This window comes from Paenibacillus sp. FSL R7-0048, from assembly GCF_038004505.1.
In the GTDB taxonomy this organism is placed as follows: Bacteria; Bacillota; Bacilli; order Paenibacillales; family Paenibacillaceae; genus Paenibacillus_AQ; species Paenibacillus_AQ odorifer.
Genome location: NZ_JBBORF010000001.1, coordinates 7,039,876 through 7,054,383 on the forward strand (window position 1 = coordinate 7,039,876; position 14,508 = coordinate 7,054,383).

Below are 14,508 nucleotides of genomic sequence, written 5' to 3' on the forward strand. Positions count from 1 at the left end.
TTTATCTCAAACTAAAAAAAGCCACTCCAAAATGCTGGAGTGGCTTTTGAATGCAATTTATAACCTAAGGTCTTCTGTTTCCACCACCACCGCCACCTGGACCTTGATTAGTGTTTGCGGTTGTTACTCCGGATTCATTTAGCCAAGTTACGCTGCTTGTAATTTCGAACGCTACTACTTTTGTTCCTCCTGTATATTCACCATCCGTATACAGTCCGTTCGCTTCACTACCAGTCGAGGTACCTCCCGAGTAGAGGGTGTAAGAACCGCCGTCCTTCAGATCCGGTGAACTAATCACCACCGTTTGATAGCTCTTCGAAGGAGCAAAGGTCAGGATCGAGTTACCTTCGCTGTCCTCTAGATGAACCAATGTTCCAGCCTCCTGGGTCTGAGGGAAAGTCATGCTGACTGCATGTTGGCTAGAGGTGTCAGACGGTGCTTGTGCCATGCCCGAACTTCCCGCAGCCACCAAAGTTCCTCCACTCTGTTCAAAGCTACCGTCGAAATCAAGTGCACCGTTACCGCTATTGGTAGGTCCATTAACAATAACCGTGCCACCCGACATTGTGATGGAGCCGTTCGAATCCAGCCCGTCACCTGAAGCATCGACCGTTAGTGTTCCTCCACTAATCGTTAGCATATTGCTAGCAGAATCGCTGAATTGATCCTGCTCCTGAGGGCCGCCGCCTACAGTCGCCTCATCGTTACCTCCTGCTACATTCACTCCATCATCAGAAGCAACCACATGAGCTTCGCCACCGGAAATCTCGATGTTTGCTCCTTCAATCCCTTCGTAGCTCTTCGTAATATCAATTTTACCACCAGATATCGCCACCAAAGCATCCGCATGGATTCCATCGTCGCCAGTTTTGATGTTGAATTCTCCATCAGCTATAGCAATGTTACTGTTGCTGTGCACTGCATCATCAGCAGAATCGATGGTAAAGGTTCCGTTGTTTACGCTAATATCTCCTCCAGCCTTCAAACCTTTAGTACTTGGTATTTCCGATTCTGTAGTTGTTGCCGTTGTTGTCGTTGTTGATGCTTCCGTTGTTGGTATCTTCGGTTTTGTTTCTGGCATCGTCTCTGGTTTGGTTTCAGATGTTGAGGTTCCTGTTGTTCCTGGTGCTTGATCCCCTGTTCCCTGACCTCGGCCACCTCTCATGCCCATACCTTGCCCTTGATCACCTGTTTTCACTTCACCCTTCTCGTTGCCCCCACCCGTAACTAAGGTGTATGTTCCGCCATCTATTACAAGTGAAGTCTCAGCTTGAATTCCATCATTACCAGCCGTAATATCAAATGTTCCTGCTGCTATTGCTATGAAGCCTTTGTCCGTCTCAGTATCGTTGGTTGATTTCATTCCATCGCCTTCTGCCGTTATGCTGATATTTCCGTCTTTTACAGCGACAAGATCTTTACCTACAATCCCGTCATCGGCAGCCTTAATTTCAATAGTGCCACCCATAATTTTCAGATCGTCCTTGCTCGTAATTCCGTCATTATAGTTAGCGGAAACAGACAGCTTCCCGGTCCCATTAATCGTTAAATCCGCTTTACTGAAGATAGCCGCACTCGGTTCATCTGTAGTTTCATCGGCATACACGTAAGTTGCTCCATCAGATACGGAGTTCTCCGTCCCGTCTTCCAAGGTAATGATCACTTTCCCCGCTTCTTTAATATCAATTGCTGCACTATCGCTGTTCGTGATGTTCACACCGTTCAGTACCAAGTGCACAGTACCTTCATCCTGATTATTAACTACAATCTGTCCATCACTCAACTTACCAGACAGCACATAAGTTCCTGCTGCAGTAATTGTCACTGAGCCATCCTTGGACTCAGCCCCGGTGCCGTCAACAAGCGCACTTGTTCCAGCCAAAGCAATTTCCGTCGATTGGTCAGCCGTCCAAGTTGTATTAGAATCCTCTTCATCGAACGTCACCAGATCGGACAATTTGGCGCTTGCCAGTTGTACTCCCGTGGCAGCCCCGTTCTGAGTTATCGTTGTTCCCGAGGCTGCTACTGTACCCGCCGCCGCTTCAGACTGTGTTGTTGTGGCATTGGTACTGCAAGCCGACATAAGTAATGCACACAATAGCAAGATTCCTACTTTACTTCCGGTTATATATTTATCCATTTTTCATCCATCCTTTCGTTATCTTAATAGTCATTAGCAGTTGGAGTCATGGTCAGAGACAGGTCTAAATTACCGTTCCGGGTACGAATCGCATCCAAAAATTCCTTCTGGTTCACAGCCTCACCCAGCGTTACAGCGTAGACCAGTTCATATAAACTGCCAAGCTCAGTCGTTCTAATCTTTTTAAGCTCATACCCAACGTTATATTTATTGAATACTTCAGCGAAGGCTTCCTCATATCCCAGACTCTCCGGGATGGTTACCTTTAATGTTTTTTGCGACGTTGTTCTTACACCAAAGTTAGTCCGGTTAAGGATAAACATAAGGGCGCATAGGATAAGGGTGAACAAGACTGCATATCCAAAGGAACCCACTCCACAGGCAAGTCCAGAAGCCATGGTGAACAGAACAAATGTGATATCCTTCGGATCGCCCGGCGCACTTCTAAACCGAATGATGGAGAACGCCCCGGCAAGACTGAAAGCTCTGGCAACATTACTTCCGATAAGCAAAATGATGATGGCCACAATTACGGGCAGCAGTACCATTGTTAGTGTGAAGCTTTGCGAATAGCCGCTTGCATTGGTCTTCATATAGGTGTAGCTAATGATCCCGCCAAGAGCAATAGCTATAAAAATAGTTAGTAGTGCGTTGGTAAACGTTAACTCTGTACTAGTTGCTACGGTAAATAATGAATCAAGCATAGAGGGCACTCTCCCGTTCTGTTTTACTGTTCTTCAGCATTTTTTTATATTCGTTGCCGTACTTGGAGAAGCTTGTACGGTACATTTGATGCTCTGAGAGCATTTTGGCCAGCCAGACCGGAATCGTGTTCTCAGCTTTTACTTCCATGAGCCACTGCCCCGGCTCCAGCAAGGGTTCGCCATGAACACCGTGCTCCATCTTCAGATCGTACCGGCGGCTGCGAATATTTGTATCGAATGTAATTCTTAGATCGCGATTGTTTTTACAGAACAACGCTTTTCGGTCATAAGACAGATACACCTTGGGCTGCAAATCATAGCGTGTCAGAAAATATTTGATCTCTTCAATCACCTGTTTATTCATGTAATCCTTGAATTCCGGTTCCATGCCGGTGGCGACAAAATCATAAGCCTCGTTTAATTTGAGCGACGTTCTTCTTTTATTAACAAGACCAAATACCTTCTTCTTGATTTCCAGATACACCTTCGTATCTTGATTTGGAACACCGTAAGCTCTTAAACGAAGCTTCTCTTTGTACTTGGGCTTCGCAAGACTGTTACGAATCAGGGTGTTGTGCTCCGTGTCATAATATAAGTTGGTTATGGAGTAAAACTCATGTTGCTTGTTGAAATCGTCTAGTTCCATGTATTCAAGCAATTGGTTATAAAATTTATAGTAGGCTTCGTTGTCCAACAAATATTTGTTCTCATAACGGTTGAATACCTCAATCGCCATATGTGATCAATCCTTTCTGTTTATCGTTGTCTCGTGTGCTTATGAATGTATCTTAGATCCCAAACCTTTAATGAATCTTAAATGGTTTTACAAATTATTGATTATCTTTTACATTCCCTTAACACAGGTGTAAGTCGTAACTGCGGTGAATGTTGTTCTTCCGGCCGCTGTTGTCTGCAGATTTCTTGATTTCAAACTGCTGTTCGCAGTCACTTCTATCTCAACCTTCATTAAGGTTCAATAAAGGTAATCCTGATATAATGACCTCAATAACAAATACTGGTTCTATGTAGGGGATGGCAAAACCATGAGAATATTAATAGTAGAAGACGAGCTTCATCTCGCTGAAGCCTTAACTCAAATATTAAAAAAACATAATTATTCGGTGGATGCAGTCCATGACGGCAGGTCGGGTCTGGATTACGCACTGAGTGGAATCTATGATTTGCTGCTGCTCGACATCATGCTGCCTGAGATGGATGGGGTCAGCGTCCTCAAGACGCTGCGGAAAAAGGGGATACCCACTCCCGTTATCCTGCTTACCGCAAAGGGTGAAATTACAGATATGGTCACTGGGCTGGACTATGGAGCTGACGATTATATCGCCAAACCTTTTTCCTCGGAGATCTTATTGGCAAGAATAAGGGCTGTACTAAGACGTAAAGGCGAGGTGATACCAGATGATGCTTTAAAGTTCGGGGATATTGAACTGAATACATCCAATCTGAAACTTACCGTGGGTGGCAAAGAGATCAAGCTCAATCTAAAGGAATGTGAGCTATTGGAGCTTCTGATCTTGAGGAAACAAGCTGTAACCTCCAAAGAACAAATTATTGAGAAGCTGTGGGGCTTTGATTCAGATGCTGAGCACAATAATGTAGAGGTGTATATTTCTTTTTTAAGAAAAAAACTGACCTTCTTAAATTCGACCGTACGCATTAGTACGATCAGAAACGTAGGGTATGTATTAGAGGTGACGACCTGATGTTCACGAAGCTCAGAAATCGGTTTCTTATTGTTAACTTAGTCACCATCTCGGTGATCATGCTTGTGGCCTTCATCTCCATATATGTAATTACGTACCGAGATGTCCAAAACGATATTCAGATGGATCTTCACAGAATCATGGAAAACTACAAGTCTCCCGCTGGTGACACGGGACGATTAGGCAATACCAAAGGGGGAGCCACGTTACCACGTGTGGATAATAAACGTACGGATAACGGAACACCTCCTCCAGAACGCTCAATCTCATTTATGCTAAAAATAGATACAGCGTCGAACCTTACGGGGAAAGATTCTAAATTTACTATGGACGATGAATTTTATAATACGGCTCTGCAAGAAGCACTAAGCGCCGGTAAAGATACCGGAAGGTTCACCTTGGATAGCAGCAAATGGATCTTCAACATCCAGCATACGAATGATGGGGCGATGCTTGTATTTCTGGACATCACTGCAGAGCAAAAAATCCTCACCAATCTAATCTATACCTTCTCTGTAGTTGGCTCAGTGATGCTGATTATCTTGTACTTCGCTAGCCGCTTTTTTGCTAATCGTTCAATTGCGCCGGTAAAGGAGGCTTTTGAGAAACAGAAACAATTTATTGCGGATGCTTCCCATGAGTTAAAGACGCCGTTGACTATTATTAACACCAATGCGGATGTTCTCCTGTCCAACAGTGATGACACCATTCACAATCAGTCCAAGTGGCTGCACTATATCAAGTCGGAAACAGAAAGAATGACCAGCCTGACCAATGATCTGCTGTACCTGACCGAGATGGACGATTCCAGATCAAGAATGATTTATTCGAAATTCAATCTGAGCGACGTGGTTGAAAATATCATTTTAACGATGGAAGCTGTAATCTTTGAGAAGCATATCTCCCTTAAATATGACATCGAGCCTGATCTGACAGTGCTAGGCAATAGTGAACAGATCAAACAAGTGATTATGATCCTCTTGGACAATGCTGTAAAATATTCGAACCCTAAAGGTTCAGTCACCTTATCCCTTAAAAAACAACATAATGACATGGTGTTAGCGGTCACCAATACGGGGGAGGGCATTGCGCCGGAGCACTTAGCGAGCATCTTTGACCGATTCTACCGTACAAATGCTTCCCGGGCGCGTAAACAAGGGGGATATGGCCTAGGGCTGGCGATTGCCAAATCCATTATCGAGCAACATAAAGGAAAAATTTATGCCAAAAGTTTCGTCGGCGAGTCCACCACGTTTTACGTACATCTTTCATAACTACAAGTAAAAAAGACTCAAACCCTGTTATCTCTAAGGTTTGAGTCTTTTTATTTACTTTACACTTCGCCCCAATAAATTTCGGTCTCATAATCAAAAAACACTTGCCCACCCTGGTTATTTCGTTCAAAAATATTCCGCAGCTCAGCCATCATATTCTCATAGCTTGGATCTCCGGCGACCGGAGTGTAGGAAGACGATCGAAGACGACCGCTTAAGCCCTCCAAATCAAATACCTGCTGATTGCTAAAATGCGCTACTTGCATCTGTCCTTTCTTGAAAAAGGAACTAAGAATCTCAGGGGTAATGTTCTTATGATTAACTTGAGTGTAGTTCGTCCCGAAGGTCTGCAGCAGCTGCTCATATTCCTCCAGAAATGGGGTACCGTAAGTAAGCCGGGAATTCCATATCAGAATAACTTTTCCACCCGGTTTTAGAATCCGCTTGAATTCCAATTGCGTTGCGTCCCTATCAAACCAGTGAAACGCTTGGGCGCATACGATAAAGTCCATGGACTGGTCGGATAATTCTGTATGTTCAGCAGACCCCGGCGATACAGAGAAATGGTTATCCTTTGCGAAATTCTCTTCCGCAGCTCTACGCATTTCCGGATTGGGTTCAACGGCAGTCACACGACTCCCGCGCTCCAGAAGTAATGCTGAGAAGATTCCTGTTCCTGCACCAATATCAGCAATATCACAATTTGGTTGGAGCCCAATAGTATTGTACAAATAATCAATGGCTTCTCCAGGATAGCTCGGCCGATATTTTACATACGAATCCACCCGATTAGAAAATATTTCTTTGCTATTCATCCTTCGTCTCCTCCTAGGCGCTCAGGTTCATAATCACTTAATTTACCTTGGTAAACCAAACGCAGCCGATCACTTTGGCGAAAATCATCCGGAGTAACGAGTGCGGGCAGCTTATCCCATAACTTAATGCCCGACCGCTCTAGAATTTCCGCTACAAATTGCGAACAAAAATAAGAGTTGCTGAATTCGACAGGCTCCTTCAGGGCAATGCCAATTACGCCGAGAATATTATAGAGATACTTTTGACGGCTTCGGATAAAGACTTGCAAGACCCGCTCCATTTTCTCCACTTCGCGGGCTGTAACTTGAAGTTCATATAGGACACATGTTGTATTAGGGTATTTGCTGAACGTACCTGTCTTAATATCCTCCTTCACAAACCCTCCATTCAGGGGGTTGCTCGGATGCTTTCTGCCAAAGCTATACAGCTCGGAAAGCTCCCGATTAAAGGAGATCGAGGCATGATTATAGGGTGCTTTTGTATAGCCTTGAATGAGCTTCGTAAAAAGCGTCCCGGTATTCGTCAGTAATATAAAGACCGATGGATCTGCTGCCATTTACAATTTTCCCCTTATCAAGTTTGAGCGTTTCCTTCATAATAACATATGAACCCATTAATGGAATCTACTCTAGGACAAGTTGGTGATCAGTTATCGACCGCTCTTTATTAACTATAATTCTTATCTTTGCGGCCTTATCGGCCATTCACTTGATGTATGTAGTTATAGGGAAGCTACAGCCAAATAAGGATTATACGGGCATTGGCTTTCGTATCAAGACGTGGTGGGGAATGCTTTTTATCTTTTGCCTAGCTACCCTATTTAATCCCGTCGTCTCTCTGCTGTCTCTCATGGTGCTCTGCTTCTTTGCACTGAAGGAGTATTTCTCTATGATGAAATCACGAAAATCCGACCGCAGGCTATTTCTGTGGGCTTACTTATCCATCCCGTTGCAGTTCTACTGGATTTATATCGAGTGGTACGGAATGTTTATTGTCTTCATCCCGGTTTATGTATTCTTGCTCCTACCGCTGCCCAGAATGATTAATAAAGGCACGGTTGGTTTTATGCGTAGTGTCAGCTCCACCCAATGGGGGCTTATGCTGATGGTATTCGGACTTAGCCACTTGGCCTACTTTCAATTTGCTACACCGGAGTATGGAGCGGGGCTTGTACTTTTTCTAGTAGTGCTAACGCAGCTCAATGATGTGGTCCACTATCTCGCATCACTTTATGTAGGGAAGCGGAAAATAGTTCCCACCGCCAATCCGTATTTGACTTGGGAGGGTTTCGCTTTCGCATTTGTCATCACGACAGGAGTTTCCTACCTAATCTATCCCTACCTGACACCGCTCAACCCAATCTTCGGGTTACTGTCAGGCATGTTGATCAGCTTGAGCGGCTTCTTTGGCAGTTTAACGGTTTCCGTGTTAAAGCGGGATCTGCTAATCGGCGATGGCGATAAATTCGTGGCATTGAAGCAAAGCCATTTAAGCCGGATCGATAGCTTGACCTACACTTCACCGGTCTTTTTTCATGTCATTCGTTATTTTTTCGACTTCATGTAGATCATCTGATGGGGAGCATGAATCAGCCCTTCCATGAATGATTATGCAGTATCTTCACCATTTGTTCTTGCTGGCTGGCGAACTGCTTATATCGATGTCCGTTGGCGCCCGAGGGGTGGGGAAATCCCCATAAGCAGCGTTGTTTATCAAGGTCACCTGCGGACACAAGGAGTTGAAGTATACTTTCCACTGTTTTTCCTAAGGGAATAATTAAGGCCCGGCTCAGTATGTTCAGCTCCTCACGCAAGGAAGATAATGCCTGCGCCCTGAGGAGTGAATTTGAAAGTAGCTTGGGCTGGGCCCCACTATAATTTTTCTTATCCACGAACACGGGAAAACGCAATAAAGAGCTGGTGTGCAGGATCGTCTGCTGCTGAAATAGTTCTTCACAAGAGGTTAGGTTCAAGTGTTGATGCAGTTTAAGTGTATCTAACATATGAATTAACGTGTTCCGCATGGAGCCTGCGAATCTGGCCGCTTCCTTCGCTGTCCTACATACCTCTTCATCTGACAAACCAGCTTCCAGACTTATGATCGCTTCTTGTATCGCTATGCCCATTTGTGTGAACCCGGGCGTTAACCCTATAATGATCACCTTAGCAGAAGGATTAATGTACTCATTATGGGGGGCATAATACATTTCCACCTTGCCATTACGCTCCATTAGAAGCTTATCCACCTGCAGATCCTCTTTAGTTAGCACTGTACCCTTCGGGAGTGAGAGGATCGCCGATTTATACTGTTGCAGATAGGTAGAGAGGAGCATATCATCTGCCTCACAGGTCTCTATTTGTTATCGAACCACTCACCAGTCGGCCTTCGTACCAGACGGCTTTGCGCTGCGCTCTTCGGGCTACTGCTTCAGCTGAACAGCTGGCATGCAGCAGCACAAAGCTAGCAGTGTCGCCAACCTTTGGCCATACCTGCTCGCCTTTTGGATCAAGGGGTGTTAATCCTCCTGTTATAAATCTGAGAGATTGAGATAATGCCAATTCATCATTGCAGCCGTACAACTCCGCGTAACGCCCTGCCTTCTCCAGTTGATCTCCATTTCCAAAAGGGGACCAGTGATCGGTAAGGCTATCTGTTGCCAGCTTCACTTTTACCCCTTGGCTGTGCAGCATCGGAAGTGGCATCATCATTCTTCCAATAGGCACTGTGGATGCAATAGTCATACCCAGTGATGCCATCCGTTTAGCTACCTCTTCTGCCTCTTGCTGCTGAGCTCCTGCGAACCAGAACGCATGACTGACCGTGACCTTTCCTTGCAAGCCAGCTTCTTCCGTCAGATCAGCTAACCGCGTCAGTGTTTTCTTTCCCGCTTCTTTTCCATCATGTAAATGAATATCAATGCCGGCATTACTCATCACTGCTAATTCCACCATCGTCTGAAGTGACTTCTCGATATCTCCATCCACCGTATAAGGATCTACTCCGCCTACAAAGGTTGCTCCCTCTACCAGAGATTGTTTTACCAGTTGCACAGAATCCGAGCGCAGCAGGCCATGTTGCGGAAACGCCACAATTTCAGATGAAATTTTGCCCGCGAATGCATTTAATGCTTGTACAGTCGCTTCTAATCGTTGCAAGCCGCTGACAGGCTCAATATTGCAATGGCTGCGCACATGTGTGGCACCAAACCCCTGAATAAGCGTCAGGATGCTCTCTGCTTGTTGTCTCGCCATGGGCAGCAGCTTAGGCAATAATACCTTTTCTTCCTCAATCCGTTCGAAAACACTGGACGCAGGCTTTACCGCTCTCCAAGGTCCATCGAAATACGTTTTATCTAAATGGATATGTGCTTCTTCGAAAGAAGGCAGCATCAACAACTCTTTACAGTCATATTTCGGGAGCTGGCTCTGAAGCTCGATGTCTGCTCCAACAACTTCTGAAATCTTATCCCCGTCAATGCGGAGATGACAAACCTTCGTATTCGTACCCGCTACTTGCCCATCCTCGATAACATAACCTTGTTCTAATCTTATATTGGTTAACCAGTAAGAAGCATTCAACATGCTACCCCATCCTTTTCTCAACAATTTATATAGGTACGGACCGCTTTACTCTAAATGTTACCATAGCCCTTGCCATATAAAAAATGATTGAGAAATTTCAATAGCTACAGATCAATCTGACCCCGATGTTTGACTCTGGATCTAGCTTCTCTACTATAACTAACTTCCTTGTTCAGCAGTTCATCTATCCGCAGACACTTCAGACCCTTTTTATCCATTTCTTTTAAGACTTCTTCTAATCCAGTGATCATATTCAAGGGCGCTTCTTCATCTGCCCACGGTGTATCTCCGCTGTCGTGTAGAACAATGATTGAGCCTGGTTTTATTTTTTTTATTAAGGCATCCTTTAATTGCTCTGCACTCAGTGACGCTTTCCAATCTCCGACCATAACAGACCACAATACGATTCGATAAGATTCTCTCAGCAAAAAGAAATCCCCTAGATTGAGAAGCCCCCAAGGTGGGCGGTAAAAGATAGGCCGCTCTCCTGTAATTCGCTCAACAATGTCTGCTGTGCGATCTACTTGCTTCCGTCTATTGGTCCAGGGGAACTGGATCCAGTTGGGTGTATGAGTATAATTATGAATGCCGATTTGGTGCCCTTCTCTGTGCATACGCTCGATCAGTTCCGGATATTGCTGCGCTTTTTTGCCCAATACGAAGAAGGTCGCTTTTATGCCATGCTCTTTTAATAGATCTAGAAGTTCAGGTGTATAACAAGGATCCGGACCGTCATCGAACGTAAACGCAATTTCTTTCTCTGCACCTACCTCCGAGTGAACCCCCCATCCCAATATTCGGGTAAGCGCAAAAGGAACGATCATATAAAGAACAATCACATCCACTGCTAAAATTATGAAGGCCCACATTAGGAAGCCGCCTCTGTCTTACGCGGGGCAAACCGCGCTTTCAAGGACTGCTTGCTAAGCACAAGCATCATGGGAGATAACTTCTCTGTGCTGTCCTCTACACGATGTTTCCCTTCCGGATGTAGCATGCGAAGTAAAAAACGAAGGTATATCCCGAACCAGTGCCGCTTCCATTTGGACTTGATAGGACGCTGCTCAAACCCTATTCCATGAATAATCCCCCGGTGAAGCAGTGTAATCCCGGTTAGCGCGTTTACTTTGCTTAGTTCCGGATTGCTGTCTAGATCACGACTGATCTCCTTCATAGCCTCGCGAAGCATGCGTGCCGTACGAATTCCGGCCCGATCTGCGCCAAGCGTACGTGTCAGCTGCACAATCTGGCGATTGTCCAAATGAAGCTCACCCACCCAATCTCCCGGAAGTATCCGTTGCCCATCTTGGCAGACCAAACTTTCTCCGTGATATTTCAACACTACCAACTTACATATCCCATATCTACGCACGGACTGACTACGAAATTTGGTGATGACAGCAAATATGTTCTCCCACATCATCCAAAGGGATTGTGAGAATAATTTTATAAATGGAACTGAGGTTACCATCATTTTTCCTTCTTCCTGTTTAAGTTTATCTTCTAGCAAAATCCTTCACTAAACGCCGCGTATACCTGCCGATCATCTTTACCAGACTGTTTCCGAGATAAGCACCTATCCATAGAGACACTGCACCTAACAACATGAAGAAAAGTGAGATGTTGAATGTTTTATTTTCAATCCCAAATAGCGATATAGAGGACACATCTAATAAATACAGGACAGGTGACAACAAGAGAATAATAGGAGTCAAGTAAAAAAGAGTGGCACAAATGAGACTGACCATGCCGATTCCAAACTGCAACATCAACCCTAAAATCGCTCTCCAGTTATGTTCATCCAGAAACTCTGCCTTAACCCTTTCCCACAAGCTGCCTTCTTCTTGAGATCGGGTTGGGAGCGTGCGAACCGAGATATCCGTATAGACTTTAGTTCGAATTCGCTCATGCTGTAAAAAAGTCTCGGTAGAACGCAAAACATAATAAAGGATCGGGATCCCCACTAAGGTGAAGGACATCGAAACTCCAAAGGTAATGCCCACCAGATAAAAACAAAAGTAAAATAGCCCTGTGGCAAAAGTAATTAATAAGAAACAAAAATTTCTCACATGTTTCCGGATTATTTGATTCATGCTTTTCTCTCCCTCTCTGCAATAAAAATTGTTCATTTCTAAGTAACTCCTATGCTAGTGCTTTTGGTGTAAAATCGACCAGTGCCATAATGTCATATGACAAAAAAAACACCCTACTGCCCACTCCCACAAGGGAAAGCAAACAATAAGGTGCTCATCAACTTCAAATACTTCGGTCAGGATTAATCCGAAATGCCAAAAGCCTTCTCGACTGCCTCCTCACGGTTTCGTACCCCGAGCTTGGCATAGATGGTGGACGCGTAATTCCTCACCGTTCCATCGGACAGATATAGTTTAGCGGCAATAGATTTATAACGCATTCCCTTCGAGAGGCATTCTAGAATCTCCAGCTCACGCGGAGTCAGTCCATATTCATTACTCTTCTCTGTCGGTGGCGCCTCTGAAGCTGGATGCATCTCATAGTGATCAATTAATACATTCGTAATATCGGGTGTAATCACCTTTACGCCCCGATGTACGAGACGTATTCCTTCGAACAGCTCCTGCGGCTCGGTAGACTTTAACAAGTAGCCATCTGCCCCGTTTTGCAGTGCTTCGACTGCCATATCTGCTTCTTGAAAAGTAGTCAGGATCAACACTCGTACCCCTGGCCACTTTTGCTTAATAAGCTTGGTCGCTTCCGCACCGTCCATGCCCGGCATATTTAAGTCCATCAGCACCACGTGAGGTTGTTCCTGCTCGCAGAAGCTTATCGCTTGTTCACCATTCTCAGCTAACCCATTGATCACAAAATCCGGCTCCTGCTCTAGAATAATTCGCAGACTATCCCGGATATAGGGTTGGTCATCTACCAGCAATAAACGAATCGTTTCCTCCTGTATCTCTTCAAGCCTTGGTAAACTGCAGGTCACTAAGGTCCCTTCCCCTGGCTTAGAGTAGAAATACACTTGTCCTTGCAAGTTGGAGGCACGCTCCTTCATCGCATTCACACCAAATCCTGCTTTTAAATCTTCAGTGCCTAATCCATTATCCTGCACATCCAGCCGAATCAGCTTCTCTTCATAATGTAAGCTGATGACAATTTCACTGGCCTGACCATGACGTACAGCGTTGGTTATCGACTCCTGCAAACATCTGTATAATGTCATTTGGGCCTGCTTAGATACTGTATACGGTTCTCCGAATGTTCTTAAGCGAATCTTAACCTTGGAGAAGGTCTGGAAATCATCCACTAATTTCTGCAGGGACTGCATTAGCGTCAATGAATCCTCCGAAGCGCCCACATGGTGCAAATATCGCCGAACATCATCCAAGCCATTGCGGGTTAACTTTAACAAGGCATCTATTTTGTGCTCCCCTTCAGAAGTATTCACCTCCGAACGTAAAGTCTCTAGCCCCATAATAATTGAAGTATAAGAATGCCCCACCGTATCATGCAGATCTTTGGATAAACGATCTCGTTCTTCCAGAAGTGTCATACGTTCAACTTGCGAGATGTACTGCTCTAAAACAGCATTTTGCTCCTTAATAATTCTGCCCTGCTTGTGATTCACCACCAGTAAATGAAAAGCGAACCCAAGCGTATACACCAAACCCATGTTAACAATCATCGATACAGCATCCATTTGTTGTGACAATCTAGATAACATAATTGGAATCAAAATGACCGTGATCGGAGCTGTCCAACGATAGGACTTCTGTGCACTATTGCTGGCGATCATAAAAGCGATAGGCAGAAAAGTTACGTACGATTCAGGAAACAAAGCAGCCAAATATAAACAAAGCCCACCCGAAAAAAGGATCTCCGCTATCAGATAATACTTGTAATGCAGCTGCAAACAAAACCAAGGCACAGAAAAAGAGACCACGCCCCAAACAAACGCGATCCAGAAAGGAATCGTAAAATCCTCCGAAAGATAACACATGGTGACCAAAAAGGAAGTAGAAAAACAAATCCGAAACAGGAGGACGAGCCAATCGTACCAGAACCACTGTTTGACCAGATTAAACAAGGCATTTCCCCCTATATACTCTGCTGACTTAATCTTTATTATAGTGTAACCCCTTAAGGGCTCACTAGTTACAAAAAGTCATGAGTTGAGATGACATTTTTACTAATGGTGTAATTAGTGAATAGGTAGCCTTGTATACTTAGCATTAACGTAAAAAGGATGCCAACCCATTTAGGGAGGCATCCTTGATCAATCATATTCTTTAA

At 44.6% G+C, this 14,508-nt stretch carries 14 protein-coding genes; 3 read left to right on the forward strand and 11 right to left on the reverse strand.

Features of this window, described 5'->3' with window-relative positions; translation table 11 throughout:
• Positions 1-64 precede the first annotated feature (64 nt).
• The 3 genes from NSQ91_RS31140 to NSQ91_RS31150 are packed head-to-tail and all read right to left on the reverse strand — an operon-like array spanning position 65 to position 3,580.
• A complete protein-coding gene (locus NSQ91_RS31140) occupies positions 65-2,140 on the reverse strand; it encodes a carbohydrate-binding domain-containing protein (RefSeq protein WP_076303535.1) in 2,076 nt (691 codons plus the stop codon).
• Between the two features lie 23 nt (positions 2,141-2,163).
• Positions 2,164-2,844: a DUF4956 domain-containing protein gene (locus tag NSQ91_RS31145; protein WP_076132792.1), complete on the reverse strand. Its 681-nt coding sequence runs from the start codon at positions 2,842-2,844 to the stop codon at positions 2,164-2,166.
• Positions 2,837-3,580 (reverse strand): polyphosphate polymerase domain-containing protein, encoded by a 744-nt coding sequence (locus NSQ91_RS31150; protein ID WP_076105108.1) that lies wholly within the window; start codon positions 3,578-3,580, stop codon positions 2,837-2,839. Before NSQ91_RS31150 ends, NSQ91_RS31145 begins: the two co-directional genes overlap by 8 nt.
• Positions 3,581-3,887: 307 nt before the next feature.
• Here NSQ91_RS31150 and NSQ91_RS31155 point away from each other — a divergent pair, with 307 nt between their 5' ends.
• Positions 3,888-4,565, forward strand: coding sequence for a response regulator transcription factor (locus NSQ91_RS31155; protein WP_076099753.1), 678 nt, complete (start codon positions 3,888-3,890; stop codon positions 4,563-4,565).
• Positions 4,565-5,839 (forward strand): sensor histidine kinase, encoded by a 1,275-nt coding sequence (locus tag NSQ91_RS31160; protein WP_076181836.1) that lies wholly within the window; start codon positions 4,565-4,567, stop codon positions 5,837-5,839. Before NSQ91_RS31155 ends, NSQ91_RS31160 begins: the two co-directional genes overlap by 1 nt.
• Positions 5,840-5,898: 59 nt before the next feature.
• Here NSQ91_RS31160 and NSQ91_RS31165 read toward each other — a convergent pair whose 3' ends face one another.
• Together NSQ91_RS31165 and NSQ91_RS31170 are read right to left on the reverse strand one after the other, a co-directional pair.
• A complete protein-coding gene (locus tag NSQ91_RS31165; RefSeq protein ID WP_340921274.1) occupies positions 5,899-6,654 on the reverse strand; it encodes a class I SAM-dependent methyltransferase in 756 nt (251 codons plus the stop codon).
• Positions 6,651-7,211, reverse strand: coding sequence for a hypothetical protein (locus NSQ91_RS31170; protein ID WP_076124175.1), 561 nt, complete (start codon positions 7,209-7,211; stop codon positions 6,651-6,653). Before NSQ91_RS31170 ends, NSQ91_RS31165 begins: the two co-directional genes overlap by 4 nt.
• 95 nt (positions 7,212-7,306) lie before the next feature.
• Here NSQ91_RS31170 and NSQ91_RS31175 point away from each other — a divergent pair, with 95 nt between their 5' ends.
• Positions 7,307-8,221 carry a phosphatidate cytidylyltransferase gene (locus NSQ91_RS31175; protein WP_076132799.1) on the forward strand — a complete coding sequence of 305 codons (915 nt, stop codon included), beginning with the start codon at positions 7,307-7,309 and terminating at the stop codon, positions 8,219-8,221.
• Positions 8,222-8,243: 22 nt separating this feature from the next.
• Here NSQ91_RS31175 and NSQ91_RS31180 read toward each other — a convergent pair whose 3' ends face one another.
• The 6 genes from NSQ91_RS31180 to NSQ91_RS31205 all read right to left on the reverse strand — a co-directional run bounded on the left by NSQ91_RS31180 (position 8,244) and on the right by NSQ91_RS31205 (position 14,302).
• Positions 8,244-8,900, reverse strand: a complete 657-nt coding sequence (locus NSQ91_RS31180) for a uracil-DNA glycosylase family protein (protein ID WP_256716461.1) — start codon at positions 8,898-8,900, stop codon at positions 8,244-8,246.
• A 97-nt stretch (positions 8,901-8,997) separates the two neighbouring features.
• Entirely contained in the window at positions 8,998-10,236 is a 1,239-nt protein-coding gene (locus NSQ91_RS31185) for an amidohydrolase (protein ID WP_076303532.1), read from the reverse strand.
• A gap of 104 nt (positions 10,237-10,340) precedes the next feature.
• Positions 10,341-11,105 carry a polysaccharide deacetylase family protein gene (locus NSQ91_RS31190; protein ID WP_076124183.1) on the reverse strand — a complete coding sequence of 255 codons (765 nt, stop codon included), beginning with the start codon at positions 11,103-11,105 and terminating at the stop codon, positions 10,341-10,343.
• The gene (locus NSQ91_RS31195) at positions 11,105-11,710 is read right to left on the reverse strand and encodes a YkoP family protein (protein WP_256716460.1); all 606 of its coding nucleotides are present in this window, start codon (positions 11,708-11,710) and stop codon (positions 11,105-11,107) included. The genes NSQ91_RS31190 and NSQ91_RS31195 overlap by 1 nt, the downstream gene beginning before the upstream one ends.
• Positions 11,711-11,732: 22 nt before the next feature.
• Positions 11,733-12,329: a sensor domain-containing protein gene (locus tag NSQ91_RS31200; protein ID WP_076124185.1), complete on the reverse strand. Its 597-nt coding sequence runs from the start codon at positions 12,327-12,329 to the stop codon at positions 11,733-11,735.
• 182 nt (positions 12,330-12,511) lie between these two features.
• Positions 12,512-14,302 carry a helix-turn-helix transcriptional regulator gene (locus tag NSQ91_RS31205; protein ID WP_076303531.1) on the reverse strand — a complete coding sequence of 597 codons (1,791 nt, stop codon included), beginning with the start codon at positions 14,300-14,302 and terminating at the stop codon, positions 12,512-12,514.
• Positions 14,303-14,508: the final 206 nt, after the last annotated feature.